Origin of the sequence: Acinetobacter sp. H1(2024), from assembly GCF_046557555.1 — a bacterium.
In the GTDB taxonomy this organism is placed as follows: domain Bacteria; phylum Pseudomonadota; class Gammaproteobacteria; order Pseudomonadales; family Moraxellaceae; genus Acinetobacter; species Acinetobacter seifertii.
Window position 1 is genome coordinate 1,133,314 of sequence record NZ_JBKGFO010000001.1, and the last position, 18,449, is coordinate 1,151,762.

General features: G+C 39.6%; 17 protein-coding genes. 12 read left to right on the forward strand and 5 right to left on the reverse strand.

What is annotated here, in order from left to right; translation table 11 throughout:
- Positions 1 to 18: 18 nt before the first annotated feature.
- The 6 genes from ACLCEG_RS05230 to ACLCEG_RS05255 all read left to right on the forward strand — a co-directional run bounded on the left by ACLCEG_RS05230 (position 19) and on the right by ACLCEG_RS05255 (position 6,350).
- Positions 19 to 1,158, forward strand: a complete 1,140-nt coding sequence (locus ACLCEG_RS05230; protein ID WP_410566390.1) for an acyl-CoA dehydrogenase family protein — start codon at positions 19 to 21, stop codon at positions 1,156 to 1,158.
- Positions 1,159 to 1,240: 82 nt separating this feature from the next.
- Entirely contained in the window at positions 1,241 to 2,491 is a 1,251-nt protein-coding gene (locus ACLCEG_RS05235) for an OprD family porin (RefSeq protein WP_410566393.1), read from the forward strand.
- A gap of 58 nt (positions 2,492 to 2,549) precedes the next feature.
- Positions 2,550 to 3,086 carry a DUF3237 domain-containing protein gene (locus tag ACLCEG_RS05240; protein WP_004702853.1) on the forward strand — a complete coding sequence of 179 codons (537 nt, stop codon included), beginning with the start codon at positions 2,550 to 2,552 and terminating at the stop codon, positions 3,084 to 3,086.
- Positions 3,087 to 3,125: 39 nt separating this feature from the next.
- Positions 3,126 to 3,515 carry a PaaI family thioesterase gene (locus ACLCEG_RS05245; protein ID WP_100191913.1) on the forward strand — a complete coding sequence of 130 codons (390 nt, stop codon included), beginning with the start codon at positions 3,126 to 3,128 and terminating at the stop codon, positions 3,513 to 3,515.
- Positions 3,516 to 3,548: 33 nt separating this feature from the next.
- Positions 3,549 to 5,300, forward strand: coding sequence for a tannase/feruloyl esterase family alpha/beta hydrolase (locus ACLCEG_RS05250; RefSeq protein WP_410566398.1), 1,752 nt, complete (start codon positions 3,549 to 3,551; stop codon positions 5,298 to 5,300).
- Positions 5,301 to 5,444: 144 nt separating this feature from the next.
- Positions 5,445 to 6,350 (forward strand): DMT family transporter, encoded by a 906-nt coding sequence (locus tag ACLCEG_RS05255; protein ID WP_410566401.1) that lies wholly within the window; start codon positions 5,445 to 5,447, stop codon positions 6,348 to 6,350.
- Positions 6,351 to 6,385: 35 nt separating this feature from the next.
- Here ACLCEG_RS05255 and ACLCEG_RS05260 read toward each other — a convergent pair whose 3' ends face one another.
- The gene (locus ACLCEG_RS05260; protein ID WP_410566404.1) at positions 6,386 to 6,826 is read right to left on the reverse strand and encodes a hypothetical protein; all 441 of its coding nucleotides are present in this window, start codon (positions 6,824 to 6,826) and stop codon (positions 6,386 to 6,388) included.
- A 20-nt stretch (positions 6,827 to 6,846) separates the two neighbouring features.
- Positions 6,847 to 7,917, reverse strand: a complete 1,071-nt coding sequence (locus ACLCEG_RS05265) for an AraC family transcriptional regulator (protein ID WP_410566407.1) — start codon at positions 7,915 to 7,917, stop codon at positions 6,847 to 6,849.
- Between the two features lie 129 nt (positions 7,918 to 8,046).
- Between ACLCEG_RS05265 and ACLCEG_RS05270 the strand changes: the two genes are divergently transcribed.
- On the forward strand, positions 8,047 to 9,507 hold the full coding sequence (locus ACLCEG_RS05270; RefSeq protein WP_410566410.1) for a coniferyl aldehyde dehydrogenase: 1,461 nt from the start codon (positions 8,047 to 8,049) through the stop codon (positions 9,505 to 9,507).
- Between the two features lie 81 nt (positions 9,508 to 9,588).
- On the opposite strand, the gene ACLCEG_RS05275 is transcribed toward ACLCEG_RS05270, so the two are convergent.
- From ACLCEG_RS05275 to ACLCEG_RS05285, 3 genes are all read right to left on the reverse strand, one after another.
- Positions 9,589 to 11,052: an amino acid permease gene (locus ACLCEG_RS05275; protein WP_410566413.1), complete on the reverse strand. Its 1,464-nt coding sequence runs from the start codon at positions 11,050 to 11,052 to the stop codon at positions 9,589 to 9,591.
- A gap of 332 nt (positions 11,053 to 11,384) precedes the next feature.
- Positions 11,385 to 12,479 carry an arginine N-succinyltransferase gene (gene astA, locus ACLCEG_RS05280; protein ID WP_410566416.1) on the reverse strand — a complete coding sequence of 365 codons (1,095 nt, stop codon included), beginning with the start codon at positions 12,477 to 12,479 and terminating at the stop codon, positions 11,385 to 11,387.
- Positions 12,476 to 13,711, reverse strand: a complete 1,236-nt coding sequence (locus ACLCEG_RS05285) for an aspartate aminotransferase family protein (protein ID WP_410566419.1) — start codon at positions 13,709 to 13,711, stop codon at positions 12,476 to 12,478. The genes astA and ACLCEG_RS05285 overlap by 4 nt, the downstream gene beginning before the upstream one ends.
- A gap of 135 nt (positions 13,712 to 13,846) precedes the next feature.
- On the opposite strand from ACLCEG_RS05285, the gene ACLCEG_RS05290 reads away from it, so the two are divergent.
- The 5 genes from ACLCEG_RS05290 to ACLCEG_RS05310 all read left to right on the forward strand — a co-directional run bounded on the left by ACLCEG_RS05290 (position 13,847) and on the right by ACLCEG_RS05310 (position 18,376).
- The gene (locus tag ACLCEG_RS05290) at positions 13,847 to 14,269 is read left to right on the forward strand and encodes an Lrp/AsnC family transcriptional regulator (RefSeq protein ID WP_002001056.1); all 423 of its coding nucleotides are present in this window, start codon (positions 13,847 to 13,849) and stop codon (positions 14,267 to 14,269) included.
- A 319-nt stretch (positions 14,270 to 14,588) separates the two neighbouring features.
- Complete coding sequence (locus ACLCEG_RS05295) at positions 14,589 to 16,019, forward strand: gamma-aminobutyraldehyde dehydrogenase (RefSeq protein WP_410566422.1); 1,431 nt, start codon at positions 14,589 to 14,591, stop codon at positions 16,017 to 16,019.
- Between the two features lie 28 nt (positions 16,020 to 16,047).
- The gene (locus ACLCEG_RS05300; RefSeq protein WP_151685984.1) at positions 16,048 to 16,818 is read left to right on the forward strand and encodes a nuclear transport factor 2 family protein; all 771 of its coding nucleotides are present in this window, start codon (positions 16,048 to 16,050) and stop codon (positions 16,816 to 16,818) included.
- A 59-nt stretch (positions 16,819 to 16,877) separates the two neighbouring features.
- Positions 16,878 to 17,597, forward strand: coding sequence for a FadR/GntR family transcriptional regulator (locus ACLCEG_RS05305; protein ID WP_240060731.1), 720 nt, complete (start codon positions 16,878 to 16,880; stop codon positions 17,595 to 17,597).
- 65 nt (positions 17,598 to 17,662) lie between these two features.
- On the forward strand, positions 17,663 to 18,376 hold the full coding sequence (locus tag ACLCEG_RS05310) for a cache domain-containing protein (RefSeq protein WP_410566425.1): 714 nt from the start codon (positions 17,663 to 17,665) through the stop codon (positions 18,374 to 18,376).
- Positions 18,377 to 18,449: the final 73 nt, after the last annotated feature.

Sequence of the window (18,449 nt, forward strand, 5' to 3'; positions counted from 1 at the left end):
CCTAAAAAAAGGTTCAACATGCCGCACGATATAGAATTTGAGCTATTTCGGGATAGCTACCGTAGGTTCTTAAAAGAACAGGTTGCTCCGTATTACGAACAGTGGGAACACGATGGCCTTATCCCACGTGAACTATGGCTTCGTCTTGGGGAAAATGGCTTTTTGTGCGTCGATGTGCCCGAAGAATATGGCGGCTATGGCGCTCCTGTGTACTACTCACTCATGCTGGTTCAAGAAACGGCTCAAGCTGGCTTTGCATCTTTGGCAGTTGCCATTGGCGGGCAAAATGAGCTGGTCTCTCCTTACCTACAAAATATTGGAACTGAAGAGCAAAAACGTTATTGGTTACCAAAAATGGTGACAGGCGAAGTCGTCACTGCAATTGCCATGACCGAAGCGAATGCTGGTTCAGACCTACAAGCCATACGCACTCAAGCGATTTTAGAAAATGACCATTACCGTATTAATGGTTCAAAAACGTTTATTTCAAATGGTTTGCATGCCGATCTGATCGTTCTAGTTGCAAAAACCGATCCACAAGCCAAAGCAAAAGGCATATCAATTTTATTAGTCGATGCTGCGTTAGATGGCGTTAAAAAAGGCCGCTCTTTACAAAAAATCGGACTACATGCCCAAGATACAGCCGAACTTTTTTTTGATGATGTGTATGTTCCTGCAACCCAGCGTTTAGGTGAAGAAGGACAAGGCTTTGCCTATTTAATGCAAGAGTTACCACGTGAACGCTTGAGCATTTCTATGATGGCTTTGGGGTCAATTTTAGGCGCCATCGAACTGACCAAAGACTATGTATTAGAGCGTAAAGCTTTCGGACAACCTTTAAGTCAAATGCAAAACACACGCTTTGTACTCGCAAACGCGCAAATTAAAGCAAAAGCCGCTCAAGCTTTTGTAGACCAATGTGCAGCGCTGTATCAACAACACCAGTTAAGCGTCACTCAAGTTGCTGCATTGAAGTGCTTTATTACCGATGTCCAATGTGAAGTGATTGACCAATTACTCCAGCTTTTTGGTGGCTACGGTTACATGCAGGAATACCCGATTTCACGCTTTTTTGTGGATGCACGGGTACAAAAAATTTATGGGGGAACCAATGAAATTATGAAAGAAATCGTGGCCCGAGAACTGCTCGGAAAATAATTCGATTTAAAAACCAAATAAGGCAGACACAACAACTATGCCTTATTTGAAAACAAAAAATGTTATTTCAGGAAGAAATGCGATGTCGAAATTATGGATGTACTCTACCCTTATGCTCTCAAGTTCAGTGTGGGCTGGCAATTTTATTGATAACAGTTCAGTAGAACTCACCACACGAAATTTCTACTTTGACCGAGACTATCAAGTCCCATCAACTTATCCAGCAGCGAGGGACTGGACACAAGGGTTTATTCTCAAAGCAAATTCAGGCTATACCGAAGGAACCGTTGGTTTTGGGCTAGATGTACTGGCAACAGCAGGTTTTAAACTAGATGCAAGCGCCAAATACGCAGGTACAGGCAATTTACCTAGAGACGCGCGTACCAATGAACCGGCAGACTCTTATGGAGAAATTGGCGTCACAGCAAAAGCTAAAATGAGTCAAACTGAACTACGCATTGGTACCCTAATGCCAATGAACCCTGTTTTAGTGGCTTCACCTGCTCGATTGCTTCCTCAAACCTATCGAGGAATTTCACTCACCAGTAAAGATATTAAAGATTTCGATTTACAAGCCGCCTATATCGATAAGGTAAATCAAAGAGATTCAACCAACTATGAAAAAATTAAAATTTCTGGGGTAAATGGTCGTTTTAAAAGTGCTGAAACGGATGGACTCTATTATTTAGGTGGAAACTATCAGTTTAACCCTTCACTCAAACTCACCGCTTTTTATATGGATGTTGATGATCTTTATAACCAAACCATGGTGGGTGCATTACACCAATACAAAATTAATGACACCACCAACCTGAGTTCACAATTACGTTACTACCGTAGCCGAGACGACGGACAAGCAAAAGCTGGCTTAGTCGATAATGACCTTTATCATGCACATTTCGAACTCAAACATCAAAACCATAAATTTATTTTTGGAACCTTCCAACATTACGGCGATACGGCTTTTCCATATTTGACTGGAGGTGAAACTGGGCTCCTTATTGATACATGGCCGGGTGAGTTTTTAAACGCAAAAGAAAAAGCCTATAGTTTCCGCTATGAACATGACTTTAAAGATTATGTACCGGGTTTACGTTTTATGACCCGTTACACCACAGGTCACAATATTTATGCACCTAACTTAGGTGGAACCAATCTAAAAGAGCGAGAAACAGACTTCGATTTAGGCTACACCGTTCAAAGTGGCTGGTTAAAAAATCTAGGGTTACGTGCACGATATGCCATTTATGACAATAACATGCTCTCTACAGCAAATATCAAACCTGTAAACGAAACCCGTATCAACATCGACTACACATGGAAATTTAAATAATTCAAAACAAGAGGTTCTGTCACATATAGAACCTCTTTTTAATTTCGAGAAATTCATCATGAAGAAAGTTGTAACGCTACTCTGCACAATGAGTCTGATTGCCCTGACTCACGCTGAAACTCAATATAGCCCTCCACCTATTCAGCTTGAGCCTTTAGCAAAATTTAGTGTTGATTTAAATGCGCCTGTTTGGGAGTTAGGCACAACCAGTGATGCTGGTAAACGCCGAATTATTCCTATTACAGGTGGGACATTCGAAGGCAAAACACTTAAAGGCCGTATTTTAAATAATGGTGCAGATTGGCAAATTGTCGACAGTAAAGGACTAGCCATTATTGATACGCGATATTTATTAGAAACCGATGACGGTGCACTTATTTATCTTCAAACCAAAGGTTACCGACATGGCTCAGCCGAAACGCTAAAACAGCTTGCCCAAGGCAAAGATGTTGACCCGAAAAATTACTATTTCAAAATTACCATGCAGTTTGAAACCAGCTCACCTAAATACTCATGGCTGAACCAGACCGTTGCGGTAGGTAGTGCAATGCGCTTGGGCAAAGCGGTTATTTATGATGCCTACACGGTGAAATAATAATTTTTATAACACTTACAAAAGGATGGACACTTCATTATGGATCAAAAAACTTTAGAACACTTACCGCCCATCCATCACCATTTGGGTGGACACAATATCCATTGGAATGACAAAAACACTGAACTCACCATCCACTACACAGCACTAGAAAGCTTTACCAATCCACGCGGCACCGTTGAAGGTGGCATGATCTGCGCCATGCTTGACGACGTAATGGGGCTTTTTGCATTTCTCGCTAATGACCATAAACCCGCCACCACCATCAACTTAACCATGGATTTTTTAAGGCCCTGTGCTGTAGGCGAAGTCATTACAAAATGCCGATTCATCAAACAAGGCAAAACTGTACTGAATCTCGAAAGTGAAGCTTGGCAAAACAACAAAATGATCGCACGAAGCACAGCTAATTTTTTGGTTTTAGATTAATTACAAACATTCATTCAATAAGGATATGAATAAATGAATTACACCAACAATAAACGAATTTTGACCCGCTCCGCTTTAGTGCTTGCCATGCTTGGTGCTTTGGCAGGCTGTGGAAGTGATAATGATGACACAACGGTTCCCTCAACAACCAAACCACCGCAGTTATCTCCTGCTGTTGGCGTAAAAATGACAGGAAGCTGTACGGACTTACTCGGATTTCAATACAACAATACGGTCATTAGCTCCTCCACTCTTCAAGAGGCAGGCACATTGACTGTCGCCAACAAACCGATTGGCGCTCATTGTTTGGTTAAAGGTTATATGGATCAACGTATAAGCCCTGTTGATGGACAAACCTATCAAATTGGTTTTGAAATGCGCCTACCTGTTGACTGGAATGGTCGTTTTCTCTATCAAGGTAATGGCGGAACCGATGGTAATTTAGTCCCTGCAACAGGTCAGGTTGGTAGCGGTGGACCACTCACCAATGCTCTACATGATGGTTTTGCTGTTATTTCCTCCGATGCTGGACATAACGCTTCACAAAATCCAATGTTTGGTTTAGACCCTCAAGCCAGAATTAACTACGGCTACGGTGCGATTACCAAGCTCACGCCTATGGCAAAAAACCTAATTAAGGCCGCATATGGTAAATTGCCAGACCGCTCATATGCAGGTGGTACATCGAACGGCGGACGTCATGCCATGATTGCTGCAACCCGTTTGGGCGACCAATATGATGGAATTTTAGCAAGTACACCGGGCTTTCATTTACCTCGTGCGGCCGCAGCTCAACTCTACACAGCACAGCAGCTTCGTCGTGTCGCAACAGATGAAAATGACCTAAGTACGGCTCTTACCCTTTCAGAGCGCAAAGTATTAGCAAAAGCAATTTTAGATCGATGCGATGCTTTAGACGGTGTTGCAGATGGCTTGGTGCAAGATGTCGAGGCTTGCCGTACGGCTTTTGATATTCATAAGCATGTACCCGTTTGCTCAAGCACACGAGATGGTACTTGTTTAAGCACCGAACAAATTGATGTTTTAGCCAACATTTACCGCGGCCCTGTAAACTCTGCTGGACAAGCGCTCTATGCAACCCAGCCTTTCGACCCCGGTTTAGTCGGCATTAACTGGGCAAGCTGGAAATTTGAATCTTCGGTGGGAACAGCGCGTGACCCCGTTGCAGTCGGCATTCTTTTTCAAGTTCCACCAGACCCAACCGTGACTCAAAACTCTAGACAATTTGCCTTTAATTTTAACTTCGATACCGACTATCCAAAACTATCGGCAACTAATGATATATACACCGAAAGTTCGATGTCATTCATGATGCCGCCCGATGAGCTTAATCTAGATAAACTCCGTAATCACGGTGGAAAAATGATTGTGGTACAAGGCACAGCAGACGGCGTTTTCTCTGTAGATGACACCCAAAATTGGTACGATCAACTGCTACAACACTATAAAAATGATGCGAAAGGTACAGCACCTGAATTTGCGCGTTTCTTTAGAGTTCCGGGTATGAACCATACCCGTGATGGCATTGCGACCGACCAATTTGACGCATTGACTGCTTTAGTTAATTGGGTGGAATATGGGCAAGCACCTGACAAAATCATTGCAACTGCACGCGGCGCAGGTAACCCGAGTGGACAAGTGAATACTGAGCTTCCACAAGACTGGGCGCCAGACCGCACCCGTCCACTTTGTCCTTACCCACTCATTGCCCGTTACAATGGTCAAGGTGATAGCGAAAAAGCTGAAAACTTTAGCTGTAAATAACATCCAATAAGATAAAAAGAGAGCTGACCTAGGCTCTCTTTTTTATTCTAATAAGTATCACTATTGAATCATTATTAAATGATATTTCATCCAATGCCTACATCGCTGCTAAGATAACACCGAAAACCAAAAACTTATTTCGATATGCAAAATCAGACTGCTCTAAATCTCCCCTCTACACAACTTGGAAAAGCACTGCTTTGTCTTATGACATCGGCATTATTATTTTCCATTATGGGTGTGTGCATTCGTTTTGCTTCACAAACGGTAGACAACGCGACCGTCGTATTTTTTAGAAATGCTGTAGGTTTATTTATTTTTATTCCGATGCTGTTTAAACAGGGCTTAGACTTCGTTAAAACCGATAAACTCTGGATGCACACGTGGCGAAGTCTAGTCGGTCTTGCTGCAATGTATGGCTTTTTCTATGCGATTGCTAACTTAAAACTCTCAAATGCCATGGTTTTTAGTTATTCATCCCCTATCTTTATTCCACTGATTGCATGGCTTTTCTTAAAAGAAAAAATTACCAAATCGATGATTTTTGCCGCTGTGATTGGCCTCGTTGGGGTTTTATTTGTTGCTAAACCCGACCAAGGTTTATTTAACGCACTATCTTTTATTGGCTTGGGTGCATGCTTTTTATCAGCAATGGCTTTTGTCACCGTAAGAGCTTTAACCAGTACAGAGCCGCCTGAACGTATCGTTTTTTACTTCTGTGTTTTTGGTAGTTTAATTTCCTCTATTCCAATGTTTTGGCATTGGCGTATTTTCACTTGGCACGAATTAAGCCTACTGATTGCAGCAGGACTTTTAGCAAACATTAGCCAACTATTTATGTCTTATGCTTATAGCCTAGCGCCAGCAGGCCAAATTGGCCCAATGAACTATATTGCTATTATTTTTGCAGGAGTTTGGGGATTTGTTTTTTGGCATGAATTACCGGATCTATTCAGCATTATCGGTATATTTATTATTTTATTTGCGATTTTGCTCTGTAATCCATTTTTGCAGAAAAAGTTACTTTCTCGATTTAAGATACAGATATAACTCATTCTAATATTAGTTTTTATAACAATTGAAAGCTAATCAATTGTTATAAAAATCTCACCATATTCAATTTCTTCAAAAACTCTAGCTCTGCCATGTGCATTTAACCCCTCATATTTAATTTTTGCATTCCAAGAAGCAACGATTTTTTGCGCGATTAATAAAGCCTGCTCCGCTGTCATCTCGTCATGTAGGCTCGTCAATTCTATGAGATTCATCCAAAACTGAGCTTTGTTTATCTCTTCTACCTTTTGCAAATTATCAAATTTGTCTTGATCAAACTCACTCGCTAAAAAAATATGATTTTCATTTATAAGGAAATCAGGAAAAACCAAATTTAGAATCTTAAAAAGTAAATCTATGGGTAGTTCTTTAATTTTAAAAATTGAGTAAATATACTCAATATTACCAAAGAAATTTGGTTTATTTGTATTTTTAAAACTTTCAAAACTTAAATCGCCATCCTTTTCATCCATACAATTCAACTCATCACTATTTATAAAACTAATTTCTCACGATACTCATTTGGTGAAATACCTGTCCAATGACGATAGGCTTTTCTAAAATTAGAGGTATCTGAAAAGCCAATTCTTTCGGCAATTTCATCTACGGTTAAAGTTGTTTCTCGCAAATATTCATCCGCAAGACGGCGCCGAGTCTCATCTAATAACTCTTGATAAGTTAAATCAAAACCTGCCAAGCGCCGATGTAAGGTTCGCTTTGACATATGTAACCGTTCAGCCATTTCTTGAGCCGACGGAAAAAGCCCCGTTCCATCCAATAATATTAAACGGATTGTTTTCACCAACTCAGGCTCTTCGGCTACTGCTGCACCTAACATCCGCTCACCAAAGGACTTACACATGTCCGCAGTAATCGGGTTGGCATTTGGGCAAGGTACATCGAGCCACTTTAAATCAAAGTGCCATTGCATTACCCCAGCATTAAACTGAACGGGACAATGAAAAACTTTTTCATATTCTTCTGCATAGTCAGGTGCTGGATAAGGTAATAAAAGCTTCTTCGCTTGAAATGGTCTTTCAAGCACCCGTTCAATTAAGGTTTGCATGGAGCTAAACCAAAACTCGCACACCAAAGGCAGAAGCTTACCCAGTGCAATAATGTCCTGCCCTTCAAAAATGGCAACGTCATCTCGAATATAAAAAGACTTCTTTAAAATAGGCCCTGCAAGTTTAATATGCCGAATACCAAGCTCTACCGCTTGTCTAAAATTGCGCGAAGAATATAGTGCGTAGCCATACACCCCAAAATCTGATAACCGCTGCTTTTGTCCCGCACGTAGTCCAATTAAAGGATCATGAGATAGTTTTTGAATATTTTGAAATAACTGAATTTTTTGGACTTGAGAAATATATAAAGAGGATTGATTCATCGTATCAGGTGAAATATCTGTACCAGATAGGACATCTAATATTGAATGGTCCTGCGAACCCATTTCATCAAATAAACTGGTTAAACCTAGCAAATATGTATTGGCACCTAAGGATGTATTATCATAATTTCCTTCAATAACACTATTTGCATTTTTATAAATATTTTTAGGCATTTAACTCACACCATCCCTAGAGTGACGTGCATAATGGCACTAAACTACCTCTTGTTGTCTCAATTTAACATCGACCATACCGTGCTTCAAGCATAAAGTATGATAAGCAAAAGTATGGAAGGAACAATAATGGAAAGCTCCACTTTAAAAGAATATAGCGGCTCTGCCACTGAACATATGGAACTTATTTTTTCCAAACAACGTGCCAATTTTGAGGCAGATCCCTACCCAAGTCTTGAAGCACGCCGCACAAAACTGCATCAACTCAAAAAACAAATTATTCGCTATCAAGATGTTTTAGCTACCGCGATTAATGCTGACTTTAGTTCAAGATCACTCGATGAATCCAAATTACTCGATTTGCTTGGCTCTGTGTTGGAAGCTGATCATGCCATTCATCATTTACGTCGCTGGATGCGTCCAAGTAAACGCCGTACCGAACTTTTATTTTTATCAAACCGTTTAAGTGTGCAATACCAACCTAAAGGTGTGGTGGGTGTGATTGTTCCTTGGAACTTCCCTGTTTATTTAGCACTTGGTCCACTCATTGCCGCATTAGCTGCAGGCAACCGAGTTATGATTAAACTGCCTGAAATTACCCCAAATACCAACGCAATGCTACGACGCATGCTTGCCGAAGTCTTTAACGAAGATGAAGTGGCAGTTTTTGGTGAAGAAATTACAGATCCTGCTAGATTTACCACTTTGCCATTTAACCATATTGTCTTTACTGGCTCTCCTGCCATTGGCAAAGTCGTCATGCGAGCAGCTGCTGAAAATTTGACTCCAGTTACTCTCGAATTAGGCGGAAAATCACCAGCCATTGTAAGCCGCAATTACCCGATTGCCGATGCTGCAAAACGTATTACACATGGTAAAGCAACAAATAGTGGTCAAATCTGTGTAGCGCCTGACTATGCATTGGTTCCAAAAGAAAGTATTGATGAATTTGTGGATGCTGCAAAATCAAGCTTTATAAAAATGTTTGGTCAAAACATCACAAATAATGAAAATTACACATCAATTGTAAATGACCGCCATTTAAAACGTATTCAAGATATTTTGACCGATGCACAAGCAAAAGGTGCACGTGTTATTCCTTGTGATACTTACAGCTTTGACCAACAAGGTCGCAGAATGCCTGTACAGATTGTGCTGAATTGCACGCCAGACATGCGCATTATGAAAGAAGAACTCTTTGGCCCTATTTTACCTGTGGTGGCTTATGATTCTTTAGATGACGCTATTACCTATGTAAAATCGGATGAACGACCTTTAGCGCTTTATTGCTTTACACATAGCTCAGTAGAACGTGACCGAATTTTACGTGAAACTCATTCGGGTGGTGTGACCATTAATGATTGGGGTTGGCATGTAGTTAACCATGATGCTCCTTTTGGCGGTATCGGAAACTCAGGCATGGGGTCATATCATGGTGAAGAAGGTTTCCGTGAACTTTCACATGCCAAAACTGTTTTTATTCGTCATCGATTTTTCCCGACTCAGCTTTTCCACCCTCCTTATGGAACATTCCTACAAAAATTAGCGATTCGCTTTTTCTTGAAAAAAGGTGATCCAAATATTAAATAAAGTGTATAAAAAAGCCTCGTAATGAGGCTTTTTTATGGGGTTTAAAATAATAAGATTTCTAATAAAATTATTAAAATTTATTTAAATATAATCAACCTTTTGTGCTTTTAAAATATCAAGCTGCAACATCTTTTTCTTTTTATATTTATAGGCAATAAATAATCCAACAAACCATACTGGTGAAAACTCTAAAGCAATCAGTGTGTCATGATCTAAAGCTAAAATGACGATCGTAAAAACTAAAAATAGCATCGTCAGCCATGCCATAAATAAACCACCCGGCATTTTATATTTTGACTGAATATGTAATTCAGGGCTTTTCTTACGATAATAAATATATGACATCACAATCAACATAAATGTAAAAATACATAAAATTGAAGTGAGTGCTGAGATAATCGTAAATGCAGTCATAACATTTGGAACAATAAATAAAATAGAAGTTCCAAGCGTTACGCAAGCCATTGAAAAGACGAGCCCTCGAATTGGAACTTTTCTTTTAGATAACTTACTAAAGCTTTTCGGTGCATCATTATCTAAAGCTAAACCATATAGCATACGGCTGGTTGCAAAGATTCCGCTATTTGCCGAAGAAAGAGCTGAGGTTGCGACAACGAAGTTAATTAAACCTGCCGCAATTGGTAAGCCAACTAAGGTAAACATTTCCACAAATGGACTTTTTTCTGGTGAAATTTTTGCCCAAGATGTGACCGCAATAATACAAACCAATGCGCCCACATAAAACAATAAAATACGTAAAGGAATAGAGTTAATGGCTTTTGGAAGTGAGGTGTGCGGGTCTTTTGTTTCTGCGGCAGTTGTACCCACCAGTTCGATACCCACAAACGCAAATATGGCAATTTGGAAACCAGCTAAGAAACCTGTAACGCCATAAGGAAACATAGATTGTGTTTCAAACAAATGGCTCACCGAAGCTTTGACTCCATTCGGAGAAGTAAAGCCTGTACTAATTAAATAAATACCCGCCAATATGAATAGAATAATTGCGGTAATTTTGATGAGTGAGAACCAAAACTCCAGTTCACCAAACAGCCGAACGGCCACAAAGTTGAGTATGGTTAATATGGCTAATGAGGTAAATGCGGGGATCCAGACGGGTAAATCGGGATACCAAAACTGCATGTACCCTCCAATCACAATCACATCAGCAATCGCTGTAATAATCCAGTTACACCAGTAAGACCAACCCAGAAAAAAACCTGCCCATGGACCTAAATAAGCGGTTGCGAAATCGGCAAATGTTTTAAAGTTCGTGTTGGCAAGCAATAACTCACCCATTGCTCGCATCACGAAGAAAAAGAAAAAGCCAATAATTAAATAGGTTAAAATAATTGAAGTCCCAGAAACACTTAATGTTTTTCCAGAACCCATAAATAATCCGGTACCAATTGCACCGCCAATCGCAATCATTTGAATATGACGATTGGTCAATGAGCGTTGCAATTTTTCCTCTTCTTGCTCAGTCATATGCTGACTGCCTAGGAGGTCTCCTTCCAGGAACTGCTTTCCTTTATTATTACTCATGTAATATTAACTCCAATTTATAGCAACCGTTATAAATATGTTTTAATAATATGAGTGACATGAGCTTCGATTAAGCCGAATAAATCATCTTACCAATATTATTAAAACCACTTATAATTTAGTAAATTCCATTTTTAAATCTTAAAATAGTTATTTAAAACAATAAAATATAAACCATAGAATTATCCCGTTATGCCTCACCATCTTAATATCTAAAATGAAATAACAAGTTCCATTCATTCAATTAAGATGATGTATATCCATATCAATTTTTGACTCAGGGATAATATAATATTCCTCATAAAATGTGGTGAGTTGTAAAAACTCACTGCTTAATTAACCGCCATTTGCAAATACTGAGTATTTTCCAGCCTATTTACAGCTTTTGATTTTGAAACCTGTTGAACATTAATACTCAATGCTCGTACCTCTGCCCCATTTTGAACATTTAACTGTTTAGCCTGCTCTAAACTTAGCTGGATTTGATCTTGATACGGTGTGCTGTACACCACAATTGCCCGATAATTTTCATAATCATCATTGGCAACAATGTAAGGTTCTTCGCCTAAACTTATGTGAGTAGACTCTACAACCTTTACAGTTAAAATCTGACTTTTTTTAATGGCACGTAAATTTTCAATATCGGCCTGTAATGTTGCTCCGCCATCAAAAATATCGACATAGCCTTTATAGCGGAGCCCTTCTTCTAGCAAAAGATTGTAGGCTGGTCGCGTATTTGGATGAACCATTCCAATTGCCGCTTTAGCATCGTCTGGCAACATATCGACATAGAGCGGATGTCTCGGCATCAGCTCGGCAATAAAGGCCTTTTGCCCTATTCCACTTAAATAGTCCGCTTTGGTAAATTCAATATTAAAAAATTTATGGCCTACCGCATTCCAAAATGGCGACTGTCCATTTACATCAGAATAGCCACGCATTTCAGCCACAATGGTTTCTTCAAAGTATTGGCGAAATGCGGACAAAAACAAAAAGCGTACTTTAGATAAAAACTTGCCATTTTTATTTAAACGGTAGTCTGGATCTAAAAATAAAGTGCAGAGCTCGCTACAGTTGGTATGGTCATTACTCAAGTACAAAGTCGGTAAAGCGTTATAAACACTTAAAGGTTCAGACGCGTGAACTTGAGTACCCACATGGAAGTTGTACCAAGGCTCTTTTAAACCCAGTGCAACTTCAATACCACAAACACCTACGACTTTATTCAGTTCAGTATCTTCTAAAACAAATAAATAGACCTGATCTGCTTTTGGTAATTCACCCGCAACCGTTTTACAGGCGCGTTCAATACGTGCAGCCAACTTTTCCATATTTGGCTGCAAAGATGTCAAACCAAAACCCGCTTTTTGAGCCAAAAGGTAAAGATCATTAACATCCTTAGGTTCAATGTAGCGAATAATCATCATGCGGCTTGTTCATCCTTTTGAATTTCGACAAATCGAGCAAGTGCACGTTCAAATCGCTTTAAACCTTCATCAATATCAGCAAATGGAATAATTAAAGACGGCGTAAAACGTACAACATTTGATCCAGCAATCAGACTCAGTAAACCTTCCTCACCCGCAAGGTTATTAATATCTTTTGCTTTACCAGCGAACTTGTCATTTAAGGCACAACCAAGGAGTAAGCCTTCTCCACGAATTGTTTTAAAGACTTCATATTTTTCATTTAATTTATTTAAAGCGTTTTTATAGTAATCATGACGCTCTTTTACGCCTTCAAGCACTTCTGGCGTATTAATAAACTCAAATACAGCACCAGCAACCGCACTTGCTAATGGGTTACCACCATAAGTTGTACCATGTGTACCCACTGAAAAATGCGGCGCAAATTTATCAGTTGTTAACATTGCACCAACTGGGAAACCACCGCCTAATGCTTTTGCAGTGGTAAGAATATCCGGAGTAACACCTGAGTTCATGTAAGCATAAAGTGAACCTGTACGGCCTACACCAGTTTGTACTTCATCAAAAATAAGCAAGGCACCAAACTCATCAGACAGTGCACGTAAACCTTTTAAAAATTCGATGTCAGCAGGAATAACGCCACCTTCACCTTGGATCGGTTCAACAATGACTGCACATGTTTGCTCATTAATCACCGCTTTTGCAGCTTCTAAATCATTGTAAGCAACATGGCTAATGCCGTTTGGAAGTGGTGCAAAGTCTTGTGAATATTTTGGCTGACCACCTGCTGAAACGGTAAATAAAGTACGGCCGTGGAATGCATTATTAAATGCCACAATGCCGCTTTTACCCGCAACACCGCTGTCGAGTCCAACTTTACGAGCAAGCTTTAATGCTGCTTCATTCGCTTCTGCACCTGAGTTACAGAAGAATACTTTGTCTGCAAATGTATTTTCAGTGAGTTGTTTAGCAAGGCGTAGAACTGGTTCATTGGTATAACCATTACCGACATGCCAAAGTTTTGTTGCTTGTTCTGTTAATGCATTTACTGCCACTGGATGCGCATGACCTAATGCGTTTACTGCAATCCCGCCTGCAAAATCGATATATTCTTTATTTTCTTGATCCCAAATACGTGAACCTTCACCACGTACCGGAATGAAATTTGCCGGTGCAAAAACTGGAACCATCCACTCGTTAAAGTCGCTACGAGAAACTGCAAAATTATTCATCTTATCTAGTCCATTAAATTGAATTATTCGGGTGAGCTAATGCCCCTATTATTCAAAATCAAATTGATTCACAAAATTTGTAATTCAGCAAAAAATGAATTATTTTTTACCAATTTGATAATTGACAATGACATTATGGACAATATTGATCAAATTATTTTAGGTTTACTCAAAGATAATGCACGGATGTCTGTAACCGAGTTAGCCGAAAAAGTTCACGTCTCAAGAGCAACCATTAAAAAGAGAATGGAGTATCTTGAGTCTTCGGGCATCATTACTGGCTATACAGTTCGTTTTAAACCCAATGCCGAACGTAACGTTATCCGTGCATGGATGAGCATTATGGTCGAAGGTACCAAAGCACAGTCTGTGATTAAAGAATTACGCCTAGAAAGTGCGGTGGAATGCTTGCATAAAACCAATGGTAAATGGGACATTTTAGTCGAGCTACGCTCTGATACTTTAGAAAATTTTGACAAAGTTTTAGAGAGAATTAGGAATATTTCAGGTATTTATAACAGTGAAACCAGCATTCTGCTTGCGAGTCATAAGACCTAATTATTCACTTTAATTTCAAAGAATAAGAATTGATGAGCTAAGCAAAAGGTTTGGTTCATCCCCCCATTCATACAAAGAAATTCCTTAAACATCCACTATTAAAATTAAAAAAAATCACAACCATAGTCCATTCTAAAAATTCTCAATAAATTTTTAATTTTTTTTAAATAATCAAATCAAAAACTTAAAATCTAATTTCATTTAAATTTTCACTTTTTTCACTTACTCCTCTCATCAAGGCATTTGACAGAAAAATTAAAACATAATACATATAGTATTATATGTTATATGTTAAAACCTAAGGACAAGGTATAGAAAAATGGCTAAAACTCAACTAAAACACTTTATTAATGGCGAATATGTTGCTAGCAAAGCAAATGATTACTTCGACTTGGTGAGTCCAGTGACTGGTGAAGTTTATGCACAGTCACCCAATGCAACCGATGCTGAAGTTGATGCAGCGTATGCCGCTGCCAAAGAAGCATTTAAAATTTGGGGACGCAGTACACCATCAATGCGTCAAAAAGCATTACTGAAGCTGGCAGATGCTATCGAAGCAAATGCTGACCGTTTGATTGAAACTCAAAGCCGTAATACAGGGCAGTTAAAACACTTAATTGCATCTGAAGAAGTCGGTGTATCAGCAGATCAAGTTCGTTTCTTCGCAGGTGCTGCCCGTTTACTCGATGGCTCAGCAACTGGTGAATATTTAGAAGGTTTAACCTCTTCTATTCGCCGCGAACCCATCGGTGTAGTTGGGCAAGTCACTCCTTGGAACTATCCACTTATGATGGCAATCTGGAAAATTGCTCCTGCTTTAGCTGCTGGTAACACAGTGGTACTCAAACCAAGTGATACCACTCCTGAAAGTACTCTTTTACTTGCTGAAATTGCTGCACCATTCTTCCCTAAAGGTGCATTTAACGTTGTGTTAGGCCAAGCACAGGTAGGCTCAAAAGTGGTATCACATAAAACACCTGCTCTGGTTTCTATTACAGGTTCAGTGCGTGCCGGATTACAAGTTGCCGCTTCTGCCGCAGCAAATTTAGCGAAAGCTCACCTTGAACTTGGCGGTAAAGCACCTGTACTGGTTTTTGAAGATGCCGACATTGATAAAGCCGTTGAAATGATTGCTTTAACAGGCTATTTCAACGCAGGCCAAGACTGTACTGCGGCAACACGTGTGATTGTGGCTGAATCTGTTCATGATGAATTTTTAGCTAAACTCGTTGAGGCTGCCAAAAATACTCGTTTTGGCGATCCAGATGATCAAGACGCACTTTATGGCCCACTTAACAATGCCAACCAATTGAAAAATGTTAAAGCCTTTATCGACAACTTACCTGCTCACGCAAAAGTTGAAACAGGCGGAAAACAAGCAGGCCGCCCAGGCTTCTATTTTGAACCGACTGTTATTAGTGGTTTAAAACAACACGATGAAGCCATTCAAAAAGAAATTTTTGGACCAGTCATTACCGTTCAAAAATTTACCGATGAAAATGATGCCATTGAAAAAGCCAACGATGTTGAATATGGCCTAGCTTCAAGTGTTTGGACCAAAGATCATGCTCGCGCAACACGTCTGTCACGTGAACTCGATTTCGGTACAGTTTGGATCAATACCCATATTCCTTTAACTGCAGAAATGCCACACGGCGGCTTCAAAAAATCAGGTTATGGCAAAGATTTATCTGGTTACGGTTTTGAAGAATATACCCGTGTTAAACATGTGATGAGTTCAAACGAATAATAACAATGCGTTTTGAAAGGAGATCAAAATGAATAAGCAAGAAATGAAAGACTTGGTGACTAAAGCCCATCACGAGCTATTTAATTTGCATGACACCACTGCTCTAGACCGTTATTTCTCTGAAGACTTTATAGAGCACTCACCACTCGTTGCAAATGGTATTTCGGGTCTTCGCCAATTGGTAGAGGACTGTCCAGACATGCAACACGAAGCTGTACGCGTGCTCGCAGACGGTAACTTGGTTGCAATTCATGGGCGCTTTCAGGGCTTAGATGAAAACCCTTTGGTTGGCTTTGATATTTACCGAGTTAAAGACGGCAAAATTGTAGAGCATTGGGATGGGCTTGTAGCAGAAGCTGCGCCGAATGTAAGCGGTAGAACGCAATTAGATGGTCCAACCGAAATCGTCACTCACCATGACCCAGAGAAAAACCGTGAGATTGTGACGTCTTTCTTTAAGAAGTCATTAATTGATGGAAATTACGATGCCTTCAAAGAATACACCCACGGCGATCAGTTCATTCAACATAGTCCAGATATTGGAGATGGGGTTAAAGCCGTCATTGATTTTTTGAACAATATCCGTAATGAAGGACAAGGTTTGGTATACTCAAAAACGCATCGCTCCATTGCTGATGGTCAATTTGTATTGACTCATTCCGAAGGTAGTATTGCCGGAAATCGACATGCCTATTTTGAATTATGGCGTGTAGATAATGGCAAAATTGTTGAACTTTGGGATGCAATACCAGCCGTGCCTGAAGATGAACAGGCTGTCCATGGTTATGGCGTGTTTTAATAATTATTTATCCGCTTCATTAAGCTAAGTCTTTTGACTTAGCTTTTAGAGAATTCGCCATGTCAGCATATACGATAATTTTTGCACCTATTGCTCAAGCAACTCGTTCGGAACAAGTTGTAGAACGCTTGGAAAATGCAATTATCTCTGGTTTGCTAAAAAGCAATGAACAACTTCCTAATGAAGCAGACTTAGCACGCTTAATGGGCGTTTCACCCATTACCGTTCGCGAAGCTTTAAATACTTTACGTGTAAAAGGTTTAATTGATACACGTCGCGGCAGAAATGGTGGAAGTTTTGTTTGTGAGCTACCTTCAGATTTACTGTTAAACCAACATCCATTGCGCCAAGCTTCAAATGAGTATCTAGCCGATTTAGGCGAGTTTCACAGTGCAATTTTAAGTCATAGTGCATATTTAGCCGCCCAAAGAACCACAGAATATGAGCTAGGCAAAATAAAAGAGTTGATTGAACAATTTGAACAAGCCGTTGAAGCAGACACACGCGCACAGCTTGATTTACGTTGCTTGCTGACACTCACCTCATTTGCTCAATCTGCAAGACTCGCAAATCAGGAACTGACCATTCAGGCTGAATGGGCTCCACTGATAGCTGTGCTTTATCAAGACGATGATTTTCACCGTGAAGTTGTAAAGCAATATCATCATCTTTTGTCATCTTTTGTTGAAAACAATGAAAATGAAGCTGTGATTCAAGCCAGAAAAATAGTTTCAATGCTCACCGACCAAATGCTTCGCTATAAGTTATCGAGTGAATAAAAATAATAAATGAGATGGCTTATCAATAATTAAGTTAGAAATATGGAATTTTAGGAGTTATCGGAATGACCCAACACTTAGATTTAGATATAGAAGAGCTTCAAAGTTTATTAAAAAGTGTTGTTGAGGAAACAACAACAATTACGGAAACACTGGCGGCTAAAACAAGCAAAATTCTGTCAAAGCATGCATCTGAAAAAAATGCAGATATTAAACTTTCAACTTCAGAACGCTCTGCTTTGCAGAAGGAAATTAAAAATGCGCTAAATCAGAGCCATTATAGTCAAGGAACTGGTTTTGCAAGTTATAGTCCAGCAACGCAAGACGAGCAAGACTACTGGACACTCGAATGGTGGTATAAAAAAGAAGACCAGTTACACCAAGCGAAACTTGAAAACTACCAAAATGCGCAGCGCTTTTTAGATTTCCGCTCTTTTGAATGGTTCCATAAACCTGCTCAAGATAAAAGCCTGTGCATACATGGCCCTTACGTTGATTATATTTGCAACGGTGCCTACACCATCACCATTGCTCACCCTGTCATGATTCATGATCAGTTTATTGGTGTCATTGCTACCGATATTTTAGTTTCGGCGCTTGAAAAAGTACTTATGCCGAAACTCAAAAATATCAAGCAAAAGGCAGTCATTATGAATGATTCATCTCGGGTCATTACTTCAAATGACATTAGCATCCGAACTGGAACCTTATTTAAAGAAAAAGCTGTTCAACAGTTTTTCTCGCGACCCTGTCAGTCTTTCCAGTTGGTTGTGATCTAAAAAAGCAAAGAATAATAGCTCTTTATTCTAACTTTAGTGTGCCACCAAGGTGAAATAGCACTTTAAGCCTCTA

Bases quoted from the DNA above. Each gene is read 5' to 3' on its own strand.
- ACLCEG_RS05230 (WP_410566390.1), top strand. From the start codon at position 19: ATGCCGCACGATATAGAATTTGAGCTATTTCGGGATAGCTACCGTAGG.
- ACLCEG_RS05275 (WP_410566413.1), bottom strand. From the start codon at position 11,052: ATGAGTAATAATAAAGGAAAGCAGTTCCTGGAAGGAGACCTCCTAGGC.
- astA (WP_410566416.1), bottom strand. From the start codon at position 12,479: ATGATGATTATTCGCTACATTGAACCTAAGGATGTTAATGATCTTTAC.
- ACLCEG_RS05260 (WP_410566404.1), bottom strand. From the start codon at position 6,826: ATGGATGAAAAGGATGGCGATTTAAGTTTTGAAAGTTTTAAAAATACA.
- ACLCEG_RS05255 (WP_410566401.1), top strand. From the start codon at position 5,445: ATGCAAAATCAGACTGCTCTAAATCTCCCCTCTACACAACTTGGAAAA.
- ACLCEG_RS05235 (WP_410566393.1), top strand. From the start codon at position 1,241: ATGTCGAAATTATGGATGTACTCTACCCTTATGCTCTCAAGTTCAGTG.
- ACLCEG_RS05295 (WP_410566422.1), top strand. From the start codon at position 14,589: ATGGCTAAAACTCAACTAAAACACTTTATTAATGGCGAATATGTTGCT.
- ACLCEG_RS05250 (WP_410566398.1), top strand. From the start codon at position 3,549: ATGAATTACACCAACAATAAACGAATTTTGACCCGCTCCGCTTTAGTG.
- ACLCEG_RS05245 (WP_100191913.1), top strand. From the start codon at position 3,126: ATGGATCAAAAAACTTTAGAACACTTACCGCCCATCCATCACCATTTG.
- ACLCEG_RS05300 (WP_151685984.1), top strand. From the start codon at position 16,048: ATGAATAAGCAAGAAATGAAAGACTTGGTGACTAAAGCCCATCACGAG.
- ACLCEG_RS05270 (WP_410566410.1), top strand. From the start codon at position 8,047: ATGGAAAGCTCCACTTTAAAAGAATATAGCGGCTCTGCCACTGAACAT.
- ACLCEG_RS05265 (WP_410566407.1), bottom strand. From the start codon at position 7,917: ATGCCTAAAAATATTTATAAAAATGCAAATAGTGTTATTGAAGGAAAT.
- ACLCEG_RS05240 (WP_004702853.1), top strand. From the start codon at position 2,550: ATGAAGAAAGTTGTAACGCTACTCTGCACAATGAGTCTGATTGCCCTG.
- ACLCEG_RS05305 (WP_240060731.1), top strand. From the start codon at position 16,878: ATGTCAGCATATACGATAATTTTTGCACCTATTGCTCAAGCAACTCGT.
- ACLCEG_RS05290 (WP_002001056.1), top strand. From the start codon at position 13,847: ATGGACAATATTGATCAAATTATTTTAGGTTTACTCAAAGATAATGCA.
- ACLCEG_RS05285 (WP_410566419.1), bottom strand. From the start codon at position 13,711: ATGAATAATTTTGCAGTTTCTCGTAGCGACTTTAACGAGTGGATGGTT.
- ACLCEG_RS05310 (WP_410566425.1), top strand. From the start codon at position 17,663: ATGACCCAACACTTAGATTTAGATATAGAAGAGCTTCAAAGTTTATTA.